This is a genomic window from Mesorhizobium huakuii, assembly GCF_030160235.1.
GTDB classification, from domain to species: Bacteria; Pseudomonadota; Alphaproteobacteria; order Rhizobiales; family Rhizobiaceae; genus Mesorhizobium; species Mesorhizobium huakuii.
Genome location: NZ_BSNY01000012.1, coordinates 492,574 through 518,582, shown reverse-complemented (window position 1 = coordinate 518,582; position 26,009 = coordinate 492,574). Strand labels below are relative to the sequence as shown.

Below are 26,009 nucleotides of genomic sequence, written 5' to 3'. Positions count from 1 at the left end.
AAATAGCCGATCTCAGCCTTTCGGGACAGGCACCGGCTCGGGCTTGACCTTGGGGGTCTCCTGCGCCGTGTTGGATTCGATCGGCGGCAGGCCCTTCATCAGCTTCTGCTGCAAGGTGGCCAGAACGTCGGGATCGGGCTTCAGGTCACGCGCCTGATTCCACTGGAAAGTAGCTTCCAGCTTGCGGCCGACGCGCCAGTAGGCATCGCCGAGATGGTCGTTGAGAACCGGATCTTCCGGCTTCAGCGATACGGCGCGCTCCATCTCGCGCACCGCGTCATCGAAGCGGCCGAGGCGGAAATAGGCCCAGCCCAGGGAATCCACGATGTAACCGTCGCTCGGCCTGAGGTCGACGGCCTTCTGGATCATCGCCAGGCCTTCCTTCAGGTTGGTGTTCATGTCGACCCAGGAATAGCCGAGATAGTTCAGCACCTGCGGCTGGTCCGGCTGCAGTTCCAGCGCCTTGCGGAAATTCGGCTCGGCCTTCGGCCATTCCTTCAGCCGCTCATAGGCGATGCCGCGCTGGTAGAAGATGTTCCAGTTGGCAGCGGTCGGTGTCTTCAGCACCTCGACGGCCTTGTCGTAGAGGTTGGCGGCCGAGCGGAAATCATCCTTCGAGGAATAGACCCCGCCAAGCGCCAGATAGGCGCGCATGTCGTTCGGATGAGCCTCGACGAAGGCCTTGAGATGGGTGATCGCTTCGTCATGGCGGTCGAGATCGGCAAGGTTGAGGCCAAGCTGCAGGTCCGAAAGCTCTTTCAGCGGCGAAGAATCAGGGATGCGCCGATAGAGCGCGATGGCGCCCTCGCCGTCCTTCAACTGCTCGGCGACGGCGGCGAGCTGCACGAGAGCCGCATCACTGTCAGGCCGCAGGGCGAGCGCATATTGCAGGTAAAGGCGAACGAACGGCTCGCCGCCGCCCCGGTTGAGCGCGGTGGCAAGGTCGAGCAGGATTTCAGAAGCGCCGTCGGACGGACCGGAAACGAAGGGCGCGATCTTGTCGCCCTTGCTGATCCGGTCACGCAGGGCGACGATTTCGAGCTTGCCCGGCGAAAACGCCTCGGCCTGGTCGAGCACCGAGATCGCCTTGGCCTTGTCGCCCTTGCGGGCCAGGAACGAGGCATAGGCCTGCGCGTTGCGCATCCAGGTCTCGGGCGCGGCACCGCCGGCGGCGGTATCCTGCATCGTCGCGGCGTAGATCGCCTCGGCCTTTTCGGGCATGTTGGAGGCATCGGCGACAAGCGCGCGGTGGAAGGATTTGAACAGGCCGAACCAGTCCGGGCCCTGAAGCTTGTCGATCGAAGCCATCGCGTCGACAGCGTGGCCAGCACCCTGTTCGGCCCAGCCGGACATGACGCCGGAGATCAGCCGGTCGAGGTCGGATTCCAGCGACAGTTTGAGCCAGTACTGCGCCTTGGTGAAATCCTTCTTGTGGAACGAATCGACGGCCAGCGCCAGACGCGAGAAGCGCTCGACATCGGGCACTTCCTTGAGCTTGTCGGCATAGACCAGGGATTCGTCGAAGCGGCCTTGCGCGATCAGCGACAGCATCAGGCTCTGCTGCAGGCCGGTGTCGCTCGGATCGAAGGCCAGGGCCTGCTTGTAGTAGGCGATGGCGCTGTCGAGATCGTTGTCGCCTTCGGCGATCCGGGCTGCCAGATAGGCGCCCGAGAACGACGAGATCTTGACCGGTTCGGTGGATTGCTTGGCATAGGCCGGCAGAGCCGAGACCGCCATACCCGCCACAATTGCCAGCCTTGTCAGCCAGCGCGCACGTCCTTGCTGCATCGTATCCCTTTCAGCCAGGCGCCATCTCCGCGTCAGCGGGATCGACGTAGACTCGATCTTTCCGGGCAAAGCATGGCCTTTTTGGGGTCGCGCTTCAATCCGCCTGAAATTCACAATCGGGTCAGCCGATTAACAAACCATGGCTGGGCGGGATTTTCGGCCGAGGAAAGGTCGGCGTCAAGGTCCGGGCTCTCCCGGCGCGACGGATCGCTGCACTTTCACACCGGGGAAGCCGCCGGCCGCGATCGCGCCGCACAGTTCGCTCCATTCACAGCCGCCGCAAGCCTTGCGTACGCCACCAACAGAAAACGCCTGTCGCATCCGCGCCAGGATTGCCGCATCGAGATCGAGGCGGACGCCGGGCTGGATTGGCAGGGCCAGAAGGTCCCCGACTTCGCGTGCGGCAAGCCGGTCCCGCTCGACGACGCTCTCGTTGAGACAATGCGGCTCCGGCCCGTCGAGCAAGGGCGCGCAGATGTCGTCGGGACCGGAAACGAGGAGGATGTCCTCGCCCCGGCCCAGGCGCTCCGCGATCGCGTCATAATTGACGGTGAAGGCGGGGCTGTATCCCTTGCCCACATAGGTGAGCAGGCAAAGGAGATGATGGGCGCGCAGCCGGATCGTCACGGATTTGCCGGCTTCGCCTTGCCACGGGGGAGCGCCATCAGTGTCGCGGCACCAAGCGCCGACTTCAGCAGGCCGCCGACGATGAACGGCAGGAAGCCGAAGGTAATGGCCTGTTCGGTGCCGATCATGACGGCCAGCCATGCCGTGCCGAGCACCAGGCAGGCAAGATTGCCGAGCAGCATGGCGGCGAAGGCAAGCACCACCCTGTTGCCGTTCCAGCCGCGTTCGGCCAGCCAGCCGACGAGCGCGCCGGTGATCGGGAAAGCGAAGAGATAGCCACCGGTCGGCCCGACGAAATGCGCTACGCCGGCAGCGCCTCCAGCCAGCACCGGAAAGCCGACAGCACCCTCGACCAGCCATGCGGCGATGGTGACCGCGCCAAGCCGCCAGCCATAGAGCGCGCCGATCAGCGTCACCGCGAAGGTCTGCATGGTCACGGGAACCGGCACCATCGGCACTTCGATGTATGAGGATAGCGCCAGGAACAGCGTGCCGAGCACCACGGCTCCGACCTGCCAGGCGAGCGAGCGATCCTGAAGCCGGAGCGGGCTGAAGGACGGCTTGCTGGACGTGAATGCGATGTCAGTCATGAGGATCCCTTCGGTCGATTTGAAATTATAGATAATTTCTGTTTTCGATCTATTATCGAATCCACATTTCTCACGACATAGCAAGCCTTCCCACGACAAAGAGCGTCTGAACTGCGTCGCAACGCGCTTCAGACCATGCTTCATGCATGTCGTCCTCCCGGAACCGGGCGGCAGTTTTGGGTGACAGGCGTCAACCCACGATCGCGAAGGCCTCGCGCGTCGCGCCGGAGGCCGTCCTGACCGGCTTGCGACCGATCCACTGGACATGTCGCCCCAGCGTCGCGGCCGCCGATTCGGTGTTTCCTTGCCGCAAGGCGGTCAGGATCGCCCGATGGTCCTGGTCGGTGCGCGCTTCCCACTCCGATCGCCATGCAGCGAACAGGAAGCGGGCGCTGGCCGCATGCAGATCGTCAATGGTGGCGAGCAGGCGCGGCATGCCGCAGGGCGCCAGGATCAGCCGGTGGAAGGCGCGGTTGGCTTCCTCCCATGACCGGACATCGCGGGATTTGTCGCCGGCCTTGGTCGCCTCTTCGGCGAGATCGAGAATGGCCGACGTCAGATGCGGCGCTGCATGGCGCAGCGCCAGCACTTCGAGGGCCGCCCGCATTTCGGCGACCTCCTTGACCTCGCCGAGATCAAAAGCCGCGACGCGCACGCCCCGGCGCGGTTCGCTGACGGCAAGGCCTTGCGCCTCCAGACGGCGGAAGGCCTCGCGCACCGGAACATGGCTGGTGTGGAATTCCTCGGCGACATGATCCTGGCGCAGCCGCGTCCCCGGCTCGATCGCGCCCGAGATGATGCGGTCCGCCAGCACCTTGCTGATGCGCACCGCGATGGTGTCGTCCGTGCCCTTTGCCATGTTTTATAGATAATTTGCGGCAAGGCCGCTTGTCGAGACGGCGGCGCCGTGTTCGCCAACGTTCTCCCCAGTCGAAGCGAGGGAATTCCGAGAAAGGTCGGCCTTCTCAGTTCACCCGGCTGATGCAGAAATCGATGACGTCGATCAGCGCCGATTTCTGCGGCGTTTCTTCCAGCGGCGCGAGCGCGTCGCGGGCGATCTCGCCGAAATGGCGGGCGCGCCCGATCGTATCGGCGATGGCGCCGTGCCGGGTCATCAGGCCGATCGCCTTTTCCAGGCCCGCATCGTCGACGACATTGTCCTCGATGGCGCGCTTCCAGAAGGTGCGCTCGGCCTTGGTGCCGCGCCGGTAGGCGAGGATGACCGGCAAGGTCACCTTGCCCTCGCGGAAATCGTCGCCGACATTCTTGCCCAGATCCTTGCTGGTGCCGCCATAGTCCAGCGCATCGTCGATGAGCTGGAAGGCGAGCCCGAGATTCATGCCGTAGGAGCGCAGCGCGGCGCGATCATTGCGGGTCGCCTGGGCGATGACCGGTCCAACCTCGGCAGCGGCCGAAAACAGCGCGGCTGTCTTGGCCTTGATGACGGCGAAGTGCTCGTCCTCGGTGGTTTCGAGGTTCTTGGCGGCGGCGAGCTGCATGACCTCGCCCTCGGCGATGATCGAGGCAGCGCTCGACAAGATGTCGAGCGCTTCGAGCGAGCCGACATCGACCATCATGCGGAAGGCCTGGCCGAGCAGGAAATCGCCCACCAGCACGCTTGCCTGGTTGCCCCAGATCATGCGGGCGGTCTTCTTGCCGCGGCGCATGCCGCTCTCGTCAACGACGTCGTCGTGCAGCAAGGTCGCGGTGTGCATGAACTCGACCGAGGTGGCGAGCTTGACATGGCCTTCGCCGGCATAGGCGAACATCTGCGCGGCGGCGAGCGTCAGCATCGGCCTGAGCCGCTTGCCGCCGGACGAGATCAGGTGGTTGGCGACCTCCGGAATCATCTCGACGTCGGAGCCGGCCTTGGACAGGATCAGTTCGTTGACGCGTCCCATATCGGCCGCCGTCAGATCGATCAGATCCTTGATGGAGGCGGGCTCCCGCTTCCCGTTTTCGATGTTGAGAACGACACCCACGACAATCACTCCCGTCTTGTTATAACGCGTGCGACGGCACCCTAATCCCGAGAAGGACTCTAGGGCGGCGGACACGGCCACGGCAAGTGGCGAATTGGCGCGGCGTCGGCGACAGGCTGTCAACGGCACGGAGGAGCGAGGCTGTCGCCATGGAATCCCCGCCCGTTTACATCAATGGCGCAAACTGCGAGTTTCGTTGGATGATAGAACTTGTCCGTACCAACGATGCCGTGATCATCTCCTTTGTCGAATCGCTGATGCGCGACGCCGGTATCGCCTGCTTTGTCGCCGATCAGAATATGAGCATTCTCGAAGGGTCGATCGGTCTTTTGCAGAAGCGCGTCATGGTCGACGCCGACCAGGCCGATGCCGCTCGTCGCATCCTCAGGGATGCCGGCATCGCCAACGAGATCCGCACAAAATAATGTCGGCCGCGCCAGCCGCCCCTGCCCTTGACGCCCTTGGCCCGGACACGCCGGCCCATACGGTCGATGCCTTCCATCGCGGCCGGTTCTGGCTGGTGCAGCCCAAGCATGGCGGCCATCGCGCCGGCATGGATGCGATGATGCTGGCGGCGTCCGTGCCGTCGGTCTTCGGCGGACGTCTCGCCGATTTCGGCGCCGGCGCCGGCGCTGCTGGCCTGGCGGTGCTTTCGCGCTGCCCGGCTGCCCAGGCCGTTCTGGTCGAACGCGCGCCGGAAATGGCCGCCTTCGCATCGGCCACCCTTGCTCACCCCGGCAATGCGCATCTCAGCGATCGCGCATCCGTGCTCGTCGCCGACGTCACGGTTTCAGGCCAGGCCCGGGTGGCGGCAGGTCTGGCCGACAACGACTTCGACTACGTCATCATGAACCCGCCCTTCAACGCAGCCAGGGACCGCGCCACGCCGGACCGGTTGCGAAAGGAAGCCCACGTGATGGAGGACGGGCTGTTCGAGAGCTGGATCCGCAGCGCGGCGGCGGTGGTCAGGCCGCGCGGCGGGCTTGCCGTCATCGCGCGGCCCGAACAGCTCGGCGCCATTCTCGACGCGATATCAGGCCGTTTCGGCGATGCCGAGATGCTGGCCGTGCACCCTCGCCCCGACGCGGCGGCGATCCGCATTATTGTGCGGGCAGCGCTCGGCGCGCGCGGAAAGCTTGCCATTCGTCCGCCTTTGATGCTGCACGCGCAATCGGGCAATGGCCCCGACGAGCGCAGCGAAATGATTACCAACGGTCTCGCCTCGCTGTTTGGAGATTGAGCTATTCCTGGCCGCCGCATTGCCGTTGGCCGGGAAATCCCTACATGCCTGCAACCATCGACCGGAGACCACGCCCTCGTGAAACGCCTTTTCAACCGCCTTCTGCCGAAATCCTGGCGCTCCACCGTCGTCACCATTCCGGTCATCCGGCTGCACGGCACGATCATGTCGGGCGGCCAGTTTCGGCAAAACCTCTCGCTGGCCTCGACCGCCGGTCTTATCGAGAAGGCGTTTTCCTTCGACGCGCCGGCGGTCGCCATCTCGATCAATTCGCCCGGCGGCTCGCCGGTGCAGTCGCGGCTGATCTTCAGGCGCATCCGTGACCTGGCGGTTGAAAAGAACAGGCAAGTTCTGGTCTTCGTCGAGGATGTCGCGGCCTCGGGCGGCTACATGATCGCGGTCGCCGGTGACGAGATCTTTGCCGATCCGTCCTCCATCGTCGGCTCCATCGGCGTGGTTTCGGCCTCGTTCGGCTTTCCCGAACTGATGAAGAAGATCGGCGTCGAGCGCCGTGTCCATACCGCGGGCCAGAACAAGGCGGTGCTTGACCCGTTCAAGCCCGAGAAAAAGGAAGACGTGGAGCGGCTGAAGGCGCTGCAGCTCGAGGTGCACGAGACCTTCATCGATCTGGTCAAGGAGCGGCGCGGCACGAAGCTGAAGGACGACCCGGATCTGTTCACCGGCCTGTTCTGGACCGGCAAGAAGGGCCTGGAACTCGGCCTCGTCGATGCGCTCGGCGACATGCGCACTGTGCTGAAGACCCGGTTTGGCGCGAAAACCCAGCTCAGGCTGATCACCGCGCCGCGCGGTTTCCTCGGCCGTTTCGGCCTGTTCGGCTCAAGCAAGGGCTTTTCAGCGCCCGATATCGCCGCTGCTGCCGCCAGCGGCGTCATCGATGCGGCGGAAGAGCGCGCATCGTGGGCTCGCTTCGGGCTTTGAAAACCGCGCAAAAGCGTCTAGCATGAATGCTTGAAGTCCTATGCATGCCGTTTTCCCAAAACCGGACACAGTTTTGGGCGACATGCATGAACCGACCCGACCGGCCGCCTTCGCCGGCCCAGCGTGGTAGGAGTTGTGACATGCCGCAGATCATCTTCTTCGCCGTCGTCGGCGTCGCCGCCTATTTCGGCTACCGCACTTTCATCCGGGAAGCCGAGCGCGTGACGGCCAAGGTGAGGCGCACCGAAAAGCAGGCGGCCAATGGCGCGATGGGAACGCTGGTCAAGGACCCGAAGACCGGCGAATACCGGCTGGCCAAGGACTGAGCATCATCCCCAATACGACTGACGCCGTGGACACCGAAATCGGTTCGCGCACCTGGCACGCGCACGCCAAGATCAATCTGGCGCTGCATGTAACCGGCAGGCGCCCTGACGGCTATCACCTGATCGACAGCCTGGCGGTTTTCACGCGTTTCGGCGACAGGGTCGAGATCGCCCTAGCCGACAGCGACGATTTCACCCTGTCCGGCCGCTATGCGCCGGCGGTTCCGCTCGACGCCAGCAATCTTGTGCTCAAGGCGCGCGATGCCTTGCGACGGGAGGCCGGCTCCGGGCGCACCCCGTCCGTCTCGATAAGGTTGGAAAAGAACCTGCCGGTCGCCTCGGGAGTCGGCGGCGGGTCGAGCGATGCGGCGGCCGTACTGCGCGGGCTGGCACAGACTTGGGGCCTGGACATAAACGACGCCGAGCTGGCGCGGATCGGCCTCTCGCTTGGCGCCGACGTGCCGATGTGCCTGGCGGCAAAGCCGCTGGTGGCGCGCGGCATTGGTGACGAGTTGTCGATGCTACCGGACTTTTCGGCGCTGGGACTGGTGCTGGTCAATCCGGGCACGCCGGTCTCGACGGCGGATGTCTTCGCGGCCCTGCCCCGCCGTGACAACGAGCCCATGCCGCCGCTGCCGCGCAGCATCGATTTTCACAGCCTGCGCAACTGGCTGGAGATCACCCGCAATGATCTGGAGCCGGCAGCCCTTGCGCTGCAGCCCGCTATAGGCCGGGCTCTGTCATGGCTTGATAAGGCCGGATCTGGCTTTTCACGGATGTCCGGATCGGGCGCGACATGCTTCGGGCTGTTCGAGACCGGCAATGTCGCCAAGCGCGCGGCGGCCGAGATCCGCAACCGCCAGCCCGACTGGTTCGTCGCGGCGACGCGCAGCATGTCCTCGGAGGCTGAGTGAAATGGCTGGGATCAACGAGAGCCGTTCGTTCATTCCGGTGCGCATCGCCGTGCTGACGGTTTCCGACACGCGCAGCCTTGCCGACGATAAATCCGGACAGACGCTGGCCGACCGCATCACCGAGGCCGGCCACATCCTGGCGGCCCGCGATATCGTCACCGATGACCGCGACAAGATCCGCGACATGGTTCTGGCGTGGTCGCGGGACAAGGACATCGATGTCGTCATCACCACCGGCGGTACCGGCTTCACCGGCCGCGACGTGACGCCGGAGGCGCTGGAGCCGATCTTCGAAAAGCGCATGGACGGCTTTTCCGAAGTGTTCCACCGCATCTCCTACGACAAGATCGGCACGTCGACGATCCAGAGCCGGGCGACCGGCGGCGTCGTCAACGCCACCTTCGTCTTCGTGCTGCCGGGCTCGCCCGGCGCCTGCAAGGACGCCTGGGACGGCATCCTCAAGGCGCAGCTCGACTATCGCCACATGCCCTGCAACTTCGTCGAGATCATGCCGCGCCTGGACGAACATCTGCGGCGCGGGAAGTGACACACGGAATTGCGCTTCCCCGCCTTCAGCGGATCACCGGTTCGCCATGAAAGCGCCGGCGCGAGGGGCGTGAGACGCCGAAGCCGACTTCCATCATCAGCCGCGGCGTGCGCGCCGGCACGGTGCCCATGTGAAAGCCGAACGGATCCTCGACGAAGCCGAGGCCGGCTTCGCCGGTCAGCGTCACCGGGCTGTGCTCGCCATAGACGTCCAGCACCTCCTGGGCGGAATGGCCGACCAACAGGGTGAGCTGATGCTTGATGGCGCGGCGCCTGTGGCTGCCCCTGACATAGACATGCGGACCGGTGTCGACATCGACGGGCTTGAGGTAGAAGAAGAACTTCAGCATGCGCCAGTCGTCGAGGTCGAAATGATACTTGCCGAGCGAGGCAAGGTTCTTGTCGGCGTCCGAGGCTTCGCCGGTCGGAAAGCTCCACCAGACTCGCGTCGTAATCAGCTTCGCCTGAGCACCGAGATAGTGCGCGGCAATGTCGAGAAGCAGCGGATCGCGCTGTATGGCAAGTGCTGCCGGGCAGTCGAGGATGCGTTCGAAATAGTGCCCGCTAAGCAGCGAACGGCCCAGGCGTTTCTCGGCCTGGGCATGCTCGCCCGGCATGAATTCGAGACGGCGGTCGAAATTGCCGAAGCAAGGCGTACGCGCCGCGAAATCCGCGATCTCTTCATGGATCTCCGAAGGCAGGAGGAGGCCTGAAAACAGGCCATCGGAACGCAAAGCATCGACCACCGCGGCCCGCTCGACACCGGAAAACATCGTATCCCCGGCATTGTCGGCAGGACGCGCACGCTTTGCGCCCAGCCAATGTATGCGGCGCCCGGGCATTGTGCGCGCCAGCATGAACATCGGCAACCAGGCAGGGTTTTCGCGCAGGTCCGTGAGATAGGTCGGAATGCGCACCGCGATGCGCCGCAGCAGGCTGCCGTTGCGCGCAATGGCCTCGAGACTGGCGGCACCGGATTCGTCGGATGTTGAAAGGGTCATCGGGTCCTCGTCCATGAGGGTGCCACCGATGCCGCATCGGTGCTCACCACTCGTATGACCCAAACCCAATTCACCCACCTGAGGGAAGGCTAACCTCACGTCAGATCTTGTGCAACGCACAATAGACTGAGCAGATGCAAAAAATCACTTCGTCGCGCGGTGCTGCTTCGGTGGCGCCACCCAGATCTCGGCTTCGAGCTTCTTCGTCGCCAGGCCGCGCGCCAGCGCCTCGGCGCTGCCGGCGTTTTTCGACAAGGACGCCGCCTGGCGCTTGCTGATCACCAGCCCATCGGCGAGCGCGCGGTTCCCCGAAAAGACCCGGGCGAGGAACGCTGTGCGGCTGCCGCGCGCACGAGAGAACCGCGCCGCCATGGTTTGCCTCGCCGTGTGGGCGACGACCGCATCGATCCAGCCCTCCACCAGCCGCGCGCCCGGCTCCAGCAGCAACAGCCAGTCACCCTTGGCCTGCCTTATCCCGGCGGCGATGCCGCCGCTTGCCACATAGTGGCAGCCGGCATGCTCGGCGACATGATGGGTCTGGTCGGTGGAGCCGGTGTCGCAGACGATCACGTCGCGCACAACGCCCTCGACCGCGCCGCCAATCAGCGAGCCTAGCGTGCGGGCGAGAGCCTCCTCGTCATTGCGGGTTTCGATGAGAACACTGAGCATATTTAGCCGAATAGCGGAAAGCCGCGCACTGCGCCAGTTTTTGCGGCGCAGCATAAAAAGTTCTTGCTTTGTTCTCATCGGCAAAATAGGAATAATTTCATGAACAGAGCGATTCGAAACAACATGGACAGTCCCTGGGAGCGGGCCAAGATGGAACCGATCGTGCGTGCCGACATTGCAGCCTTCGGGGCAGGACGTGCCGAAATGGCCAATGCGATGATCGAGCAGAGTGGCATGCGTATCCGTCCGGACCGCAACCGCGGCCGGTCGGCGGGCATCAATCCGTCCGGCCGCTTCGAACCGGTCAGCCGGCATGTATTCGACGATGGCTGGAGTTCGCTGGAGGAACTGCCGCCGTTCAAGACCGAGGTGCAGGTGGAAAAGCCGCGCACCGTCATCACCCGCAACGAATCGCCCGACATCTCCTTCGACCGGTCGATCAACCCCTATCGCGGCTGCGAACATGGCTGCGTCTATTGTTTCGCGCGGCCGACGCACGCCTTCATGGGCCTGTCGCCGGGGCTGGATTTCGAATCCAAGCTGTTCGCCAAGCCGGATGCGGCGCGGCTGCTCGACAAGGAGTTGTCCAAGCACGGTTACCAGCCGCGCACCATCGCCATCGGCACCAACACCGATCCCTACCAGCCGATCGAGAAGCAGTACCGGATCATGCGCGAGATCCTCGAAGTGCTGGAGGCGCGCGGCCATCCGGTCGGCATCGTCACCAAATCCGCTCTGGTGACGCGCGACATCGACATATTGTCGCGCATGGCCGAACGCGGACTGGCCAAGGTTGCGCTTTCGGTGACGACAATGGACCGCATGCTGGCCAGGACGATGGAACCCCGCGCGTCGACGCCGACCAAGCGGCTGGAGGCGATCCGGCAGCTTTCGGATGCCGGCATTCCGACGTCGGTCATGGTCGCGCCGATCATCCCCGGCCTCACCGACCAGGAGATGGAGCGGATCCTCGATTCGGCATACGCTGCCGGTGCGCGCGAGGCGGGGTACGTCGTGCTGCGCCTGCCGCTGGAGGTCAGCCCGATCTTCAAGGACTGGCTGCTGCGCCACTATCCCGACCGCTACCGCCACGTGATGTCGCTGATCCGGTCGATGCGCGACGGCAAAGATTACGATTCGGAATGGGGCAAGCGCATGAAGGGCGCCGGCCCCTACGCCTGGCAGATCGGCCGGCGTTTCGAGATCACCGCCAAGCGGCTTGGCCTCAATATCGAACGGCGCACGCTGCGCACCGACCAGTTCGTCGCCGCCGGAAAAGACCAGGAGCAGTTGATGCTGCTCTAAGACCGGAATTCGTCGCGGCGGTTTGAGCTGCCACGGCACACAAAATCCCGTCCGGCCTGCCCCGGCCTGCAGACGGTGCCCTCCCGGTCCGGCGCCCCACCCGACCCGGAGGGACTTGCGGAGAATCGGAGCCGATGCGAACCTCGCCGCAACATGGCTCGCGCGCGTTCCGATTCTCCGCTTCTCTTCGAAATCGTCGAGAAACCCGATTTCTCCTTCGAGACGAAGGCGATGGCCGACGGCCTGTGGCCAGTGGCCGGCATGGACGAGGCCGGCCGCGGGCCGCTGGCCGGGCCGGTGGTCGCCGCGGCGGTGGTGCTCGACCCCGCCAACATCCCCGAAGGCCTCGACGATTCCAAACGGCTCAGCCATTTGCAGCGCGAAGCGCTGTTCCTGCGCATTCTCGGCTCCGCGCAGGCGGTTTCGATGGCCTCGATCAGCGCCGAAGGCATCGACGGCAGCAACATCCTCAAGGCGAGCCTCGAGGCGATGCGCCGCGCCCTGGTCGGGCTGTCGGTTCGGCCGAAGCTCGCGCTTGCGGATGGACGCGACGTGCCGCCTGGGCTGCCGTGCGACGGCCGCGCCCTGATCAAGGGCGATCAGCGCTCGCAGTCGATCGCCGCCGCCTCAATCGTCGCCAAGGTGATGCGCGATCGCATGATGTGCGGCTGCGGCAGCCACCACGACCGCTACGGCTTCGAGGTCCATATGGGCTACGCCACGGCCCGCCATCGCACGGCGATCGAGGCGCATGGCCCGGTAGCACGGCTACACCGCGTTTCGTTCGCGCCGTTCAGGCTGGGCGGGGCTGAAGTGGCGGAAGAAGAAAGCTTGGCCGGACTGGATTGAGCAACAGCGATGACAGCTGGACTCCCTCCTCATGGGCCAGTTGCGCCCAGGCTCCTGGGATAATTCGCACCTGACGCAGGGGATGGAAATCGAACTGCCGGCGTTCCGTCACGCCCCTCTCTGCCCTGCCGGGCATCTCCCCCACAAAGGGGAGATTGGCAACCTTGACCTCAGTCCCACAACAAAAAAGCCGCCAGGTTGCCCGGGCGGCTCCATGTCGGCGGTTCAAGAACCGCTCAGTTGAGCTTGGCCTTCACATCCGCGAGCGAAGCCTTGAACAGGTCGGCGCCGGCCTTGACGTCTACCTTGGCGGCGAGCAGCGCGCGGGCGGCCTCGACGGCGATGTCGACGGCGCTGGCGCGCACCTCGGCGACCGCGTCACGCTCGGCCTGACCGATCTTCTGCTCGGCAAGCGCGGTACGCCGGGCCACATAGTCCTCGGTCTTCTTGTGCGCTTCGGCGGCAAGCATCTCGGCTTCGCGCTTGGCGGCTGCGACGATATCGGCAGCCTCCTGCTCGGCTTCCTTGCGCTTCTTCTTGTACTGGCCGAGCAGTTGCTGGGCCTCGTCGCGCAGCTTGCGTGCCTCGTCGAGTTCGCTGCTGATCCTGGCAGCACGGGCGTCGAGCGCCTTGGCTATAAGACCGGGCACCTTGATGTAGATGGCGACGCCCAGGAAGATGATCAGGGCAATCGTGGCCCAAAGCGTTGCGAGAGATGTAGCGTCCATGATGCGCTCCTCACCGGGCCACGGATTTGACCGCGGCCGCGATCTCGGCCTTGCTGGCCTTGCCGCCGACCAGGGCCTCGACGATCGCCGAAGCGGTGTCCTCGGCGATGCTGCCGACTTCCTTCATGGCGTTGGCCTTGATGGAAGAAATGCGTGCCTCGGCTTCGCCAAGCTTCTCGTCGAGAGCGGCCTCGATCTTCTTGCGTGCGGTCTCGGCTTCCGCCTTGGCCGCATCGGCGGCCTGCTGGCCGATAGAGCTGGCGTTCTTCTTGGCCTCCGCCAGTTCCTGTTCGTAAGCGGCAACGGCGGCGTCGGCCTCGCCCTTCAACTTCGATGCCTGATCGAGGTCCTGGCTGATGCGATCGTTGCGGACATCGATGATGCCGCCGACGCGCGGCACCACGACCCGCTTCAGGAAGAGGTAGAACAGCCCGAAAGTGATCGCCAGCCAGAGGAGCTGCGACGGGAAGGTCGCAGGATCGAAGGGCGGAAATGCGCCATGCGCTTCGGCAGGCACGCTGGTACCGGAATGCGTATCGGCTCCGGTCGCAGCGTGGCTGGTATCGGCGGCAGGCGCGGACTCTTGCGCGAAGGCAGATGTCACGAACATGGACTATCCCCAGATATCAGGCCCGCCGCTTGCGCGGCCGGCCTGTCCAATCTTCCCAAAGTCTGGCTCAGCCGAACAGGGCCAGCAGCGCGATGAGAAGCGAGAAGATGCCCAGAGCTTCGGTCACGGCGAAGCCGAAGATCAGGCGGCCGAACTGGCCATCAGCAGCCGACGGGTTGCGCAGCGCGCCCGACAGGTAGCTGCCGAAGATGTTGCCCAGGCCAATGCCCGCGCCACCCATGCCCAGGCAAGCGATGCCGGCGCCGATGTACTTTGCTGCTTCTGCGTCCATTTGTTCAACTCCTTTGGATCTGAAATTCCGTTGCGTTTCCATCCGGCGCCAATGTCCCTGGGCCGGAAACTCTTCCTCAATGCCCGGGATGCAGGGCGTCGTTGAGATACATGCAGGTCAACACCGCGAAGACATAGGCCTGCAGGAAGGCGACCAGCAATTCAAGCGCCGTCAGCGCCACCGCCATGGCCAGCGGCAGGACCGAGCCCGCGACGCCGACCGCGCCGAGCGCGGAGAGGCTGACCACGAAGCCCGAAAACACCTTCAGCGTGATGTGACCGGCAAGCATGTTGGCGAACAAACGAACCGAGAGGCTGACCGGGCGCGAGACGAAGGAAATGACTTCGATCAGCACCACCAGCGGCAGCAGGAACACCGGCACGCCATGCGGCACGAACAGTTTCAGGAAACCAAGACCATGCTTCATGAAGCCGTAGACCACCACGGTTCCGATCACCAAGGCGGCGAGCCCGAAGGTGACGATGATGTGGCTGGTGACGGTGAAGAAATAAGGAAACAGGCCGAGCAGATTGGCGACCAGCACGAACATGAACAGCGAGAACACGAAGGGGAAGAACTTCATGCCCTGCGTGCCGGCGGCATCGCGCAACATGTTGCCGACGAATTCGTAGGCCATCTCGGAGATCGACTGCAGCCGGCCGGGAACCAGGCTGCGGCTCGACGTCGTCAGGAACAGGAACGCGGCAGCGACAACAACGGTCGCGACCATGAACAGTGCCGAATTCGTGAAGGACAGGTCGTAGCCGCCGATGTTAATCGGAACCAGCTTGATGATATGGAACTGGTGGATCGGATCGACCTTGTCAGCTGCCACGTTCTAACCCCGTCAATGCCGCGTACGGCCAAATTACCACTGCCGCATAAGGGCGGCTATTTCCGAATGCCGCCTGAAGGGCGGTCACTTGCTGTCGTCCCGGCCAGAGCGCGATTTATCGCCCTGTCCGAATTCTGCTACAACGCCCGCCGAACGCATGACATTGAGCACGCCGGCGCCAAAACCAAGCAGCAGGAAAACGATCAGACCCCATGGCGATGTCCCCGCCATACGGTCGATGATCCAGCCGATGCCGGCGCCCACCACCACGCCAGCGATAAATTCACTGGAGAGTTTGACCGCCTGGCCATAACCGGCCGCACTGCCCGCTTTCGCGTCGTCTTTCCCCTCGAGCCGGTTCGGCAGCCTTGTCGCAAGCGATGCTTCAAGTTCACGCCGACGTCGCTCAAGATCGTCGTCGCGGATGCCGGTTTCATGCTGATTGCCGCGGCCGGTTTCTCCGGTTCCGTCTGGCCTGCTTTTATCGGCCATCGCAACCCCCCTGCCCGGTCAGACCGTCACCGTCCGTCCGCTTCTAAAGTCGCCGGCAACATAGTTAGAGGGTTTGCGCCCGTCAAGCCACGGGCGGAAGATCATTGCCATGTATTTTAGGCAATAAAATCAAATAATTAGTGAGGTGCGACATCGTGCCCGCCGCGACGATGGGGATGTACTGCGCGAATCCCCCCGGCAATGGCTGCCTGATCGAGCCCGTGACCGATGGAAAAGACCATCGGCTGGCGAGCCCTCAGCTCCAGCCTCCGCCATAGGTGCGGTAGAAGATATGCAGGCCTATCTTCGTCATCTTCTGCATCGTGCGCGCCCAGCCCGGATGGACATACTGGGCATAGTAGTGGGTCGACGATCCGACCTCCGGGATGAAGATCTTGCCGGCGGTGACGGCCATGGCGATGTCCTGCGCGGTCTTGTAGGCGGCCGGGCTGTCGATGCGCTTCTTCCGGCCGTCGCAGGCGAAGGAGAACTGGCAGCGGTTGAACCAGCTGTCGTTTTGATAGACCACGCCGCAGATCGAATTGGGATAGGCAGGATTGCGGACGCGGTTGAGGATGACCTGGGCAACGGCGGCCTGGCCGCGAACGGATTCGCTCCGCGCCTCGAAATAGATGCCATTGGCCAGGCACTTTTGCTCCGGCTTGGAGAAGACGCTGGCGGGAAGCGGGTTCTGGATCCACCAATGGTCGCCCTTGGCCATCGGCGGAATGAAGCGGCCGCTGTTGGGCTGCTCGTCCTGCAGCAGGGCCTCGAAGGGCGAGGCCTTGGCATAGTCCGGCTCGGATTGCGCATAGGCCGTCGCCAGAACATCGGGATGGTCGTTGTTGACCAGGGCGGCAAGCATGGCGGGCACGCCGGGATCCGGCTTCTTGTCCTCACGCGCATGGAATTCCGCGGCGATCTGGATCTCCTTGCCTTTGATCTGCGGCTTGGCGAAAGCCATCTTCAGGCCGCCGTCCATGCTCGGACGCATCAAGGAGGAGGTCCGCTGGAATATCGAACCGGCGTTGAAGTTCTTTGGCGGCGCGACAGGCGACACCTGGACGATGCGGCCCTTCTTGTCGGCACGCACCACGCGATCCTCGTCGGGCGTGCCGCTGACCTTGCCGCCCTTGCCGCGAAACGACACGTTGCCGACGCCTGCCAGGTGAATACCCGATCCGGAGATCGAGCCGGTGACATCGGAATCGATGAACGGCATCTCGGCGGCATGGGTCGAGCCGGCGACGGATCTCTCGACATAGGAATTCCAGCGCGCGGTCGGCGATTCGAGGCCGGAAACAAGGCTCGTCATGTCCTGGTAGGCGGCGACGGTCGGGAAGCCGATCCAGATGCCGAGGCCGATGATGAAAGGAGACACAAAATTGCGTTTCTTCTCACCGGCGGCGGCGACAAGCCGCTTCAAGACGCGTCGATGCACGGAACAATCTCCAGGAACGCTACTGACCCCACTGGAGAGCAAAATGATGCATTAACCTTGATGGGACGTTAACAAGATCGATCGGGTTTCTCAGTCGGCTTAAGGTCGTGGTTTCGAAGTCAGGCGGTTTTGCGGCGGGGCGTTCAGACCGGCCGCAGGAAGACCGGCCAGGCGACCAGCGCGCAGATAGCGGCGGACAGCCAGACGCCGGACCAGGACCAGAGGTGCAGCAGCCCCGGAATGGCCACCGGTACCAGGAAGAACCCAACGAAGACAAAGGTGTTGGCCAGGCTGAGCGCGGTGCCGACATGGCCGGCGCCGGCCAGCGTGGCAAGCTCGGTATAGGCAACGCCGTGCCAGGCCGAGACCGAGATGCCCGCGACAATCAATACCAAGGGAAGGACCGCAACCAGGAAGGACTGGCCGCCCGGCATTGCAGGGCTGGCCAGGACCATCACCCAAAGCACGGCGAAGGCCAGCCCGCTGAGCGCACTGCATGAGCGCAGGAACTGGCGACGGTTGCCATGGCGATCGGTGAAGCGGCCGCTCCAGACGCGCATGACCATGGCGCCGATCTGCACCGCGGCGAGGCTCGCGCTGATCGGCGCCGTCCCCAACCCGACGAAGTCGTGCAGGAACACTGATGCGAAGGTCAGCACCGCCACCTGCGGGAAACAGAGCAGGCCGATGGCGGTGGCGATGCGCCAGACCTCGATGTTGCGCAGCGGCGCCGGTCCGGCCGCGGCCGACGAAACCACGTGCCCCGCCGCCGGCGGCTCGTGCAGCCAACGCCAGGCAAACAGCGCGGAGAGAGCCGATGCGCCAGCCAGAAGCCCGAACACTGCGGAAAAGCCAAAGGCGAGCGCAAGCGACGGCAGGACAAGCGCGCCGAGGCCGCCGCCAAGCGGCACCGCTGTCTGCCTTATGCTCATGGCGAAGCCGCGCTCGTTTTCCCGGAACCAGCCCATGATGGCGCGGCCGCTCGAGCCGTTGACGCTGCCGCCGAGCAGCCCGGTGAGAAGCAGGCTTGCCGACAGCAGCGCAACATCGGGAATGCCCGACCTTGTCGGCACCACGAGCATGGCCATGGCAAGAAGCCAGGCGGCCGTCGCGCCAAGCCCGATCAGGAGCACGCGGCGATCGCCCCAGCGATCGGTGAGCAAGCCCCAGGGCAATTCGCTGAGCGCAACACCCAGGCCGAGAAGGCCAAGTGCCAGGCCAAGTTCGGCATTGCTCAGGTGATAGCCCTGTCGGAGCACGACCGCCGTTGCCGGTATGCCGGAGAAGGTGGCGGAGAAACTGGCGTTCGCGGCGACACCGATGCCCAGGACCTTCCAGCGGTGGCCAGGGCTGAACACCCTTCCGGCAGGGCCGGCAGCGCTGCCTCCCAGGAGTTTCTGCGTGTCTTTGTCGGTGCAGTCGACGATGGCGGACATGATTTCATTCCCGTGGTGGTCCAGTCGCCTGGACCTTGACGGCATTTCCCTAGCGCCATAGGTTAATCCTGAAAATCAGGAAGTTTTTGACTATCGATCCTGAAAAACAGGACGTTTTGATGCAACGCGTGACATTCGACCTCGACGTTCTCCGCAGTTTCGTCACCGGCATGGAGCTCGGCAGCTTTGCCAAGGCCGCCGACCGGCTCGGCCGGTCGACCTCGGCGGTCAGCGCGCAATTGAAGAAACTGGAAGAACAGGCAGCGACGCCGATCTTCCGCAAATCGGGGCGTGGGCTGGCCTTGACCGAGGCCGGCGAGACCATGCTCGGCTATGCGCGGCGGCTGCTCGAGCTGAATGACGAGGCGACGGCGGCGATCCACGATGTCGAACTGGAAGGCTGGGTGCGGCTCGGCTTGCAGGAGGATTTCGGCGAGGCCGTGCTGCCGGACGTGCTCGGCCGCTTCGCCCGCGCCCACCCCAAGGTCAAGATCGAGGCCAGGATCGCGCGCAGCCACGAGCTGGCCGAAAGGGTGATGTCAGGTAGCCTCGACATCGCGCTCGCCTGGCACAGCGGCCAGACGCTGCCCTACAGCGAGCATGTCGCCGATGTTCCCATGCGCTGGATCGGTCCGGCAAAGCGCATCGAGACCAGCCTGCGCGACGGCGAACCGCTGCCGCTGGTGGCCCTCGAGGCGCCGTGCCTGTTGCGCACGGTGGCGACGGAGACGCTCGACCGCGCCGGGCTGCCCTGGCGCATGGCCTTCTCCAGCCCGAGCCTTGGCGGCATCTGGGCGGCCGTGGCGGCTGGGCTGGGACTGACGATCCGCACCGACATCGGCCTGCCGGCCAGCGTCAGCGCGATGACGCCGGAGATTGCCGGTCTGCCGGCGCTGCCCAAGATGGCATTGTTCCTGCACCGCCGGGATGCCGAACCCGAGCCGGTGGCGGCCCGTCTGGGAGACATATTGCTGGAAGCGGCGCGGCAGGCCTTGCCGGGCAATGCGCGGACCGCCGGCTTGCGCGCGGTCGCCTGATCGGATGGGTACTGACGCTCAGCCGCGCTTCTTGGCCCGGCCGGCGAATGGATTGTCGGAGGTGCGCAGCGCGATGCGGATCGGCACGCCCGGCATGTCGAAGGCTTCGCGCAGGCTGTTGGAGAGATAGCGCACATAGGATTGTGGCATCGCATCCGGCCGCGAGCACTGGACCACAAAACCCGGCGGCCGCGTCTTGGCCTGGGTGACGTATTTGACCTTCAGCCGGCGCCCGGCAACGGCGGGCGGCGGATGATGCGCCAGTATGGCTTCCAGCCAGCGGTTGAGCTTGCCGGTCGAGACACGGCTGTTCCAAACCTTGTGGGTCCTAAGAACCGCATCCATCAGCTTGTCGAGGCCACGCCCGGTCTCGGCCGAGACCGGCACCGCCTGGATGCCGCGCACCTGCGGCAGCAGCCGCTCGGTCTTCTCGCGCAGTTCCGCCAGCAGCTCCTGCGGATGATCGATCAGGTCCCATTTGTTGAAGGCGATCACCGGCGCCCTTCCCTCGCGGATGATCAGGTCGGCGATCTGCAGGTCCTGCTTCTCGAAGGGAATGGTGGCATCGAGCACGATGATGACGATCTCGGCGAAACGGATGGCGCGCAAGCCGTCCTGCACCGACATCACTTCCAGCTTTTCGTGGATCCTGGCCTTGCGGCGCATGCCGGCCGTGTCGAACAGTTTCAGCCGGCGGCCATGCCAATCCCAGTCGACGGAAATCGAATCGCGGGTGATGCCGGCTTCCGGTCCGGTCAAAAGCCGCTCCTCGCCGATCAGCGCATTGATCAGCGTCGACTTGCCGGCGTTCGGGCGGCCGACGACGGCGATGCGCATCGGCTTGGTGTCGTCGTAAGTATGGTCATCATCGGCGTCTGGGTCGGCAATGTCCTCGCCGATCAGCACCTCGGTGGCGGCGATCTCGTCGTCCTCGGCCTCTTCCTCTTCGCCGAAGGCGCGCGCCTCGCCGAGGGCCGCGATCACCGCATCGCGCAGATCGGGCATGCCCTGTCCATGTTCGGCGGAAACCGGGATCGGCTCGCCAAGTCCAAGCTCCCAGGCTTCCAGCATGCCGCCCTGCGCGCCCTTGGCCTCGGCCTTGTTGGCGACCAGCACCACGGGCTTGCCGGACTTGCGCACGATCTCGGCGAAGGTCCTGTCGTCGGGCAGCAGGCCGGACTTGGCGTCGATGGTGAAGAAGATCAGGTCGGCTTCGTGGATGGCGATCTCGGTCTGCGCGCGCATGCGGCCGGGCAAGGTCGAGGCGCCGGCGTCCTCGAAACCGGCAGTGTCGATGACGTCGAAATGCAAATCGTAGAGCTTGGCGGCATGGACGCGACGGTCGCGGGTGACGCCCGGCGTGTCATCGACAAGCGCCAGCTTCCTTCCCACCAGCCGATTGAAAAGGGTCGATTTGCCGACGTTAGGTCTGCCGATGATGGCGACTTTGAAGGTCATACGGTCCTACAATCATGCATGTCGTTGTCCCAAAACCGCTGCACACTTTTGGGCGACATGCATTTACGAGGCATTGCCCGAGCCGCGGATCAGCTCGGACATCAGCGTTGCCCGCTCGCGGGTGTTGCGCGGGGCGCCGTCATCGGCGGCGATCTGGTCGAACAGCTTCAACGCGTCCTGGGTCTTGCCTTCCTTCCAGGCGGCAAGGCCGAGCGCCTCGCGCGCCGTGTGGCGCAGCGTGTTGGTGTCCGATGTCAGCGCCTCGACTCGGCTGGAGACATCGGCGAAGGAACCGTGGTCGACGAGCAGCAGGGCTGCCCTGAGCCGCGCCATGTCACGAATGCCCTGGGGGATGGCGGTGTCGGCGGCGACGTCGTCGAAATCCTTGACGGCGGCGGCAGTGTCGCCCTTGCTCGCCTTGACGGTGGCGGCGCGCATGCGGGCCAGCAGCGGATAGGCGCCGTAGCCGTCCTTCTCCAGCTGATCGAGCGCGGCCAGCGCTTCGTCGTTCTTGCCGTCATTGGCAAGTTTCAAGGCTTGCGAGAAGGCATCGCCGGAGCGGTTGGCGCGCGTCTCATCCCAATAGCGATAGCCGACGAAGGCGGCGGTGCCGAGCACCACGAGGATCGCGATGCCGAGCAAAGCCGGGCCGAAACGGTCCCACAGCTTCTGCGCCTGCTCGCGACGCATCTCGTCGTTGACTTCACGGATAAAACTGTCGTCGGACATCAATCAAAACCATTCCTGCCCCGGGCCGGGGCGGTTCATGAGCCCGCGTTTTAGCGAAATTTTGTCGGCATGGAAGGGGTCCGGCCGGAAAATCGCCCAATCCCCAGGGGCAAACGGATGCTTGCCCCTGGGCAAGCCGATGTTTGCCCCGGGGCAAACCGGCAAAAAAGCCCAATCGCACCCACGCCACATTTCCGGGATAGCCGGCTTGCTGACCGCCCGGAGCTCGTAAATTTGCCGATGCCTTGTTTGTCCCGCGTTGCCGTGTTTTCGCTTGTCTCGCTAGCCACCGCCGGCGTGGCCCTGGCCGATCCGCCCGCGCCGCCAATGCCGGCAAAGCTGAAGCAGGTGGTGATCATCTCCTTCGACAGTGCCCGCGACATCTCGCAGTGGAAGCGCAGCCGCGCTTTGGCGCAGCGCACCGGCGCGCATTTCACCTATTTTCTCTCCTGCGTCTTCCTGCTGTCGCCGGAGACACGCAAGGAATACACCCCACCAGGCAAAACAGCAGGCAAATCCAATATCGGCTTTGCCGCCTCCAAACAGGAAGTGGCCGAGCGGCTCGAACAGATCGGCCTCGCCGCGCATGAAGGCCACGACATCGCCAGCCACGCTTGCGGCCATTTCGACGGCAAGGACTGGAGCAAGGCCGACTGGCTGAAGGAATTCGCCTCGTTCGAACACATTCTCGAGAACGCCTATGCAATCAACGGCATTACGCCGGAACCCGACGGCTGGCGCGATTTCACCCGGCATGCCGTGGTCGGTTTCCGCGCGCCCTATCTGTCGACCAGCAAGGCGCTTTATGAGGCGCTGCCGGCCGCCGGCTACCAGTTCGACGCCAGCGGCGTCTCACAAGGCCCTGTTCTGCCGCCAACCGTTGGCGGCATCACCCGCTTTTCACTGCCGCAGATCCCGGAAGGTCCGAATTCCAGGCCGGTGATCGCCATGGATTACAATCTCTATGTCAGGCATTCCGGCGGCTTCGAGCGGCCGAGCAAGGCGGACGAGTTCGCCGACCGGACCTATCAGGCGTTTCGCGCCGCCTTCGATGCACAGTACCAGGGCAAGCGCATTCCGCTGGAACTCGGCTTCCACTTCACGCTGATGAATGATGGCGCCTACTGGAACGCGCTGGAGCGCTTCGCCGGCGAGGTCTGCGTCAAATCAGATGTCGAATGCATCAGCTTTCGCGACTACCTGTCGCGGCAGGATGTCGGCCAGAAGCAGGCCTCGGTTGGCGGCTGAGCCGCCAACCTGTCTTGCATCGACGCCTGAGTGCTCCTAGGCGGGATCCTCAGCGCCCTGCCTTGCCAGATAACGCTGGTCTATGTCAGGCAGCGGCTCGCCCAACAGCGTCGCCTCGAAGGCGCGCAGGCGCTTGTGGACCGATTGCAGTTCGACGATGGTCGACCACGAGGTAAGCAAGAATTGCAGCGAACCCGTCACCTTGCCGAAGGCATTCGAGATCTGGTTCAGCGCACCGAACGTTATCTTGTGCGCGACCAGCGACGGACCCAGGATCAGTAGCGAGAAGATGTTGTCGGCCTGCAGGTAGGTGTACCGGACGACGTTGAAATAGATGTAATGGAAATAGAGCCTGAAGTAATTGTGGCGGACGTTGGCGAACAGCTCGGCGGTGGTGGCGGGCTGTGCACGGTCCGCATGATCCTCGCCGTAAACCAGTTCCTTGCGGTAAGCGGCTTCGACCCGTTGGTTGCGGAACTGCAGCCCCGGAAGCTTCAGGCCAGCAATCATTACCGAGATCGTTCCGAACAGACACCAGGCCAGTGCCGCGACCACCAGGGGCTGCGGGACCGCGCCGACGATCGGCAACTCGCTGATGTGGGCCTGCAACTGGATCATCACTGGCAGGAAGGCGATCAAGGTCATGATCGACTGGACGAAGCTGGAGCCGAGATCCTCCATGATCTGGGAGAACCGCATCGTGTCCTCCTGGATGCGCTGCGAAGCACCCTCGATATGGCGCAGCCTGGACCAGTTCTCTATGAAGTAGTTGTTCATTGCCGTGCGCCAGCGGAAGATCCAATGGCTGACGATGAAGGCATTGACCACCTGCACGTTCATGCCGACCAGCGCGAGCCACGAGAAGTCAGCCAATCCGGTGTAGAATTCACCGTTGGTCGATTTCCCGGTCCCTGACATTAGCCCCTGCACATAGTCGAAGAATGGGCCATACCAGGCGTTGACGGCGACGCTGACCTGCACGTTGAAATAAATGAAGAACAGGATGACCGCCGTCATCAGGATCGACCAGCGCTGCCACGGATGCGGGGAATACCAGCTCCAGAATGCGTAGAAGATGGCCACGCAGGCCACGAAGTAGATGTAGAACCAGAGGAACGGCTTTGACACGAGAACGGCGATGCCGATGATGGGCGGCGCGTCGGCGGCGGCTGCCGGCAGGCCGAAAACGGCCCCCAATTGTTCACCACCGAAAAACCAGAACAGGATCGCCGCAAGGCTCCAGATGGCGGCCGAAGAGAAAAAGAGCTTCGGCTGCGGGAAGAAGGATACGAACACTGTGGCGAATTCCTTGCTTGATGGGCAAATCAGCTGACTTCGGCGGGCATAAAGTCACACATTAGGGGGAAAGAAAATGCCTGCCCGATGCCCGGCGCAGAGCAAGACCACAAATCATGGCGATTTTGGCGCGGCCGACCATGTGATGACGCCGGAGACCACCAGCATGGCCGCGGCGACGATCGAAGCGAGGAAGAAATCGCCCGACATCTGCGCCAAGAGGCCGGCGGCGATCGGGCCGACGATCTGGCCAAGGCCGAACGACGCCGTCATCAGGGCAAAGATGCGCCGGGGCGCCTGTGGCGCCTGCCGGCGGGCGGCCTGCAGGCCAAGCGCGGTGATGGCGATGAAGGTGCCGCCGAGCAGCAGACCGCCAAGCAGCGGCCCCGAATATCCGCCAAGGGCCACGCTGGCGGCGACGCCGATCACTTCTATGAAACATGCCAGCGCATAGGCAGCGTTGAGCCCGACCCGCCCGGCGATCTTCTGCCACAACCAGGTCGAGGGAAAACCGGCGAGACCGGCGACCAGCCAGACCATGGCCTCGAAGACGCGGCTGCCGCCGCCCTGGCGGACAATGGCGACCAGGAACGTTGCCGTCACCACGTAGCCAAAACCAAACAGGCCGTAGGCGACGATGATCTTCATCAGCGACCGGTCTTTCGGCAGGGCCGGTTCACGGGCGGCTTGGCCGTTGGCGAGCAGGCCTTCGTTCACCAGCAGCGCCACGACCACGAAGCCACAAGCCGAAATCGCCGCTGACCACAACCAGCCCGCCGCCCAGCCGGCATGCTCGGTGACCAGCACCGCCATCATTACCGCGGAGACCGCGATGCCGAGGCCGACACCGCCGAAATGCCAGGCCTGTAGGTCGCCACGACCGGAGGCATTGATATGGCTGAAAACGATGCTGGCCATGAACACCATGACGAAAGCGCTGGCCAGACCGGCCAAGAAGCGGATGAGGAGAAAGGCGGCCATGGCGTCGGTCAACCCCATCAGCGCCGCCAGGACGGTGCTGGCGCCAAGACCGCCCAGCATCAGCAGACGCTCGCGGCCATGCGCCCAGCCGCCCGCCGCCACAAACGCGCCGACAAGGTAGCCGAGATAATTCGCCGAGGCGATCCATCCGGCATTGGCCGGTGACAGATGCAGTTCTTCCATCATGCCGGGCAGGATCGGCGTGTAAACGAAGCGTCCGATGCCCATGGCCATCGCCATCGCGATCATGCCGGCGACGGTGAAGCGCAGCGCTGTTGAGGTGGCATATCTCATCGCAGCGCACAATAAATGCAGGGATCGCTGAAACAATCCGCCATCCGTTGGGCCAGTCAGCGCAGAGAGGCGCGACCGGCTCGACTTCTAATTGAGCTGAAGGCGCGTCATCGGCTCAGCAGCGCCCGGCATGCAATGAAGCGGTCTCGTGCGCCGTTCGCCGCGCCGTCAGCCTGAACGGCACGTCGCCCAATTCACGCTCCGACATGGTGTTCAGCACGGGATGCGACAGCGGATCGGTCAGCCATGTCTGCGTATCGATCTGCGAGTGTGACCCGGACGGCGTGCCCGTGGCAAACAGAACCTTCAGCGATGACAACAGCCTTAACATTTTCGGCTCCCAGGATCTGGCTCCC

At 64.1% G+C, this 26,009-nt stretch carries 29 protein-coding genes; 10 read left to right on the top strand and 19 right to left on the bottom strand.

Features of this window, described 5'->3' with window-relative positions; all coding sequences use genetic code 11:
• Window positions 1-12: 12 nt before the first annotated feature.
• The 5 genes from QQK95_RS07200 to QQK95_RS07180 all read right to left on the bottom strand — a co-directional run bounded on the left by QQK95_RS07200 (window position 13) and on the right by QQK95_RS07180 (window position 4,987).
• A complete protein-coding gene (locus QQK95_RS07200) occupies window positions 13-1,788 on the bottom strand; it encodes a tetratricopeptide repeat protein (RefSeq protein ID WP_284270408.1) in 1,776 nt (591 codons plus the stop codon).
• Window positions 1,789-1,965: 177 nt separating this feature from the next.
• Window positions 1,966-2,415: a DUF1284 domain-containing protein gene (locus QQK95_RS07195; protein ID WP_284270405.1), complete on the bottom strand. Its 450-nt coding sequence runs from the start codon at window positions 2,413-2,415 to the stop codon at window positions 1,966-1,968.
• On the bottom strand, window positions 2,412-3,005 hold the full coding sequence (locus QQK95_RS07190) for a biotin transporter BioY (protein ID WP_284270403.1): 594 nt from the start codon (window positions 3,003-3,005) through the stop codon (window positions 2,412-2,414). The genes QQK95_RS07195 and QQK95_RS07190 overlap by 4 nt, the downstream gene beginning before the upstream one ends.
• Window positions 3,006-3,195: 190 nt before the next feature.
• The gene (locus QQK95_RS07185) at window positions 3,196-3,864 is read right to left on the bottom strand and encodes a GntR family transcriptional regulator (RefSeq protein WP_284270400.1); all 669 of its coding nucleotides are present in this window, start codon (window positions 3,862-3,864) and stop codon (window positions 3,196-3,198) included.
• Window positions 3,865-3,970: 106 nt separating this feature from the next.
• Window positions 3,971-4,987, bottom strand: coding sequence for a polyprenyl synthetase family protein (locus QQK95_RS07180; protein WP_142875377.1), 1,017 nt, complete (start codon window positions 4,985-4,987; stop codon window positions 3,971-3,973).
• A gap of 200 nt (window positions 4,988-5,187) precedes the next feature.
• On the opposite strand from QQK95_RS07180, the gene QQK95_RS07175 reads away from it, so the two are divergent.
• The 6 genes from QQK95_RS07175 to moaB all read left to right on the top strand — a co-directional run bounded on the left by QQK95_RS07175 (window position 5,188) and on the right by moaB (window position 8,953).
• Complete coding sequence (locus QQK95_RS07175; protein WP_027041409.1) at window positions 5,188-5,412, top strand: putative signal transducing protein; 225 nt, start codon at window positions 5,188-5,190, stop codon at window positions 5,410-5,412.
• The gene (locus QQK95_RS07170) at window positions 5,412-6,227 is read left to right on the top strand and encodes a tRNA1(Val) (adenine(37)-N6)-methyltransferase (RefSeq protein WP_284270390.1); all 816 of its coding nucleotides are present in this window, start codon (window positions 5,412-5,414) and stop codon (window positions 6,225-6,227) included. Before QQK95_RS07175 ends, QQK95_RS07170 begins: the two co-directional genes overlap by 1 nt.
• A gap of 78 nt (window positions 6,228-6,305) precedes the next feature.
• Complete coding sequence (locus QQK95_RS07165; RefSeq protein ID WP_284270388.1) at window positions 6,306-7,166, top strand: S49 family peptidase; 861 nt, start codon at window positions 6,306-6,308, stop codon at window positions 7,164-7,166.
• A 140-nt stretch (window positions 7,167-7,306) separates the two neighbouring features.
• Window positions 7,307-7,492, top strand: a complete 186-nt coding sequence (locus QQK95_RS07160) for a hypothetical protein (protein WP_143974663.1) — start codon at window positions 7,307-7,309, stop codon at window positions 7,490-7,492.
• Window positions 7,493-7,518: 26 nt separating this feature from the next.
• Window positions 7,519-8,406, top strand: coding sequence for a 4-(cytidine 5'-diphospho)-2-C-methyl-D-erythritol kinase (locus tag QQK95_RS07155; protein ID WP_284270382.1), 888 nt, complete (start codon window positions 7,519-7,521; stop codon window positions 8,404-8,406).
• Between the two features lies 1 nt (window position 8,407).
• On the top strand, window positions 8,408-8,953 hold the full coding sequence (gene moaB / locus QQK95_RS07150) for a molybdenum cofactor biosynthesis protein B (protein ID WP_284270381.1): 546 nt from the start codon (window positions 8,408-8,410) through the stop codon (window positions 8,951-8,953).
• Between the two features lie 25 nt (window positions 8,954-8,978).
• Here moaB and QQK95_RS07145 read toward each other — a convergent pair whose 3' ends face one another.
• Window positions 8,979-9,953: a hypothetical protein gene (locus QQK95_RS07145; RefSeq protein ID WP_284270377.1), complete on the bottom strand. Its 975-nt coding sequence runs from the start codon at window positions 9,951-9,953 to the stop codon at window positions 8,979-8,981.
• Between the two features lie 144 nt (window positions 9,954-10,097).
• Complete coding sequence (locus QQK95_RS07140) at window positions 10,098-10,622, bottom strand: glycosyltransferase (RefSeq protein WP_284270374.1); 525 nt, start codon at window positions 10,620-10,622, stop codon at window positions 10,098-10,100.
• A gap of 150 nt (window positions 10,623-10,772) precedes the next feature.
• Between QQK95_RS07140 and QQK95_RS07135 the strand changes: the two genes are divergently transcribed.
• Together QQK95_RS07135 and QQK95_RS07130 are read left to right on the top strand one after the other, a co-directional pair.
• Window positions 10,773-11,927, top strand: a complete 1,155-nt coding sequence (locus QQK95_RS07135; RefSeq protein ID WP_284270564.1) for a PA0069 family radical SAM protein — start codon at window positions 10,773-10,775, stop codon at window positions 11,925-11,927.
• Between the two features lie 153 nt (window positions 11,928-12,080).
• The gene (locus tag QQK95_RS07130; RefSeq protein ID WP_096455855.1) at window positions 12,081-12,776 is read left to right on the top strand and encodes a ribonuclease HII; all 696 of its coding nucleotides are present in this window, start codon (window positions 12,081-12,083) and stop codon (window positions 12,774-12,776) included.
• A 236-nt stretch (window positions 12,777-13,012) separates the two neighbouring features.
• Here the strand turns inward: QQK95_RS07130 and QQK95_RS07125 are convergent, their stop codons facing one another.
• From QQK95_RS07125 to QQK95_RS07095, 7 genes are all read right to left on the bottom strand, one after another.
• Window positions 13,013-13,504, bottom strand: a complete 492-nt coding sequence (locus tag QQK95_RS07125) for a F0F1 ATP synthase subunit B (protein ID WP_284270369.1) — start codon at window positions 13,502-13,504, stop codon at window positions 13,013-13,015.
• A 10-nt stretch (window positions 13,505-13,514) separates the two neighbouring features.
• Window positions 13,515-14,114 (bottom strand): F0F1 ATP synthase subunit B, encoded by a 600-nt coding sequence (locus tag QQK95_RS07120; protein ID WP_284270367.1) that lies wholly within the window; start codon window positions 14,112-14,114, stop codon window positions 13,515-13,517.
• Between the two features lie 67 nt (window positions 14,115-14,181).
• Window positions 14,182-14,406 (bottom strand): F0F1 ATP synthase subunit C, encoded by a 225-nt coding sequence (locus QQK95_RS07115; RefSeq protein ID WP_013896722.1) that lies wholly within the window; start codon window positions 14,404-14,406, stop codon window positions 14,182-14,184.
• Window positions 14,407-14,482: 76 nt separating this feature from the next.
• The gene (locus QQK95_RS07110; protein ID WP_019856924.1) at window positions 14,483-15,241 is read right to left on the bottom strand and encodes a F0F1 ATP synthase subunit A; all 759 of its coding nucleotides are present in this window, start codon (window positions 15,239-15,241) and stop codon (window positions 14,483-14,485) included.
• An 84-nt stretch (window positions 15,242-15,325) separates the two neighbouring features.
• Window positions 15,326-15,733 carry an AtpZ/AtpI family protein gene (locus QQK95_RS07105; protein WP_172351431.1) on the bottom strand — a complete coding sequence of 136 codons (408 nt, stop codon included), beginning with the start codon at window positions 15,731-15,733 and terminating at the stop codon, window positions 15,326-15,328.
• A gap of 256 nt (window positions 15,734-15,989) precedes the next feature.
• Window positions 15,990-17,174, bottom strand: coding sequence for a cell wall hydrolase (locus QQK95_RS07100; RefSeq protein WP_284270327.1), 1,185 nt, complete (start codon window positions 17,172-17,174; stop codon window positions 15,990-15,992).
• 143 nt (window positions 17,175-17,317) lie between these two features.
• Window positions 17,318-18,610, bottom strand: coding sequence for an MFS transporter (locus QQK95_RS07095; RefSeq protein WP_284270325.1), 1,293 nt, complete (start codon window positions 18,608-18,610; stop codon window positions 17,318-17,320).
• Between the two features lie 119 nt (window positions 18,611-18,729).
• Between QQK95_RS07095 and QQK95_RS07090 the strand changes: the two genes are divergently transcribed.
• Entirely contained in the window at window positions 18,730-19,647 is a 918-nt protein-coding gene (locus QQK95_RS07090) for a LysR substrate-binding domain-containing protein (protein ID WP_284270323.1), read from the top strand.
• An 18-nt stretch (window positions 19,648-19,665) separates the two neighbouring features.
• Here QQK95_RS07090 and der read toward each other — a convergent pair whose 3' ends face one another.
• Window positions 19,666-21,105: a ribosome biogenesis GTPase Der gene (gene der, locus QQK95_RS07085; protein WP_284270321.1), complete on the bottom strand. Its 1,440-nt coding sequence runs from the start codon at window positions 21,103-21,105 to the stop codon at window positions 19,666-19,668.
• Window positions 21,106-21,168: 63 nt separating this feature from the next.
• Window positions 21,169-21,834 (bottom strand): tetratricopeptide repeat protein, encoded by a 666-nt coding sequence (locus QQK95_RS07080; RefSeq protein WP_069091652.1) that lies wholly within the window; start codon window positions 21,832-21,834, stop codon window positions 21,169-21,171.
• Window positions 21,835-22,074: 240 nt separating this feature from the next.
• Between QQK95_RS07080 and QQK95_RS07075 the strand changes: the two genes are divergently transcribed.
• Window positions 22,075-23,082 (top strand): polysaccharide deacetylase family protein, encoded by a 1,008-nt coding sequence (locus QQK95_RS07075; RefSeq protein ID WP_284270315.1) that lies wholly within the window; start codon window positions 22,075-22,077, stop codon window positions 23,080-23,082.
• A gap of 36 nt (window positions 23,083-23,118) precedes the next feature.
• On the opposite strand, the gene sbmA is transcribed toward QQK95_RS07075, so the two are convergent.
• The 3 genes from sbmA to QQK95_RS07060 form a co-directional block, all read right to left on the bottom strand.
• Window positions 23,119-24,378 (bottom strand): peptide antibiotic transporter SbmA, encoded by a 1,260-nt coding sequence (gene sbmA, locus QQK95_RS07070; RefSeq protein ID WP_284270313.1) that lies wholly within the window; start codon window positions 24,376-24,378, stop codon window positions 23,119-23,121.
• Between the two features lie 114 nt (window positions 24,379-24,492).
• Window positions 24,493-25,653: a YbfB/YjiJ family MFS transporter gene (locus QQK95_RS07065; protein WP_284270311.1), complete on the bottom strand. Its 1,161-nt coding sequence runs from the start codon at window positions 25,651-25,653 to the stop codon at window positions 24,493-24,495.
• A 115-nt stretch (window positions 25,654-25,768) separates the two neighbouring features.
• On the bottom strand, window positions 25,769-25,984 hold the full coding sequence (locus QQK95_RS07060) for a hypothetical protein (protein ID WP_284270309.1): 216 nt from the start codon (window positions 25,982-25,984) through the stop codon (window positions 25,769-25,771).
• Between the last annotated feature and the right edge of the window lie 25 nt (window positions 25,985-26,009).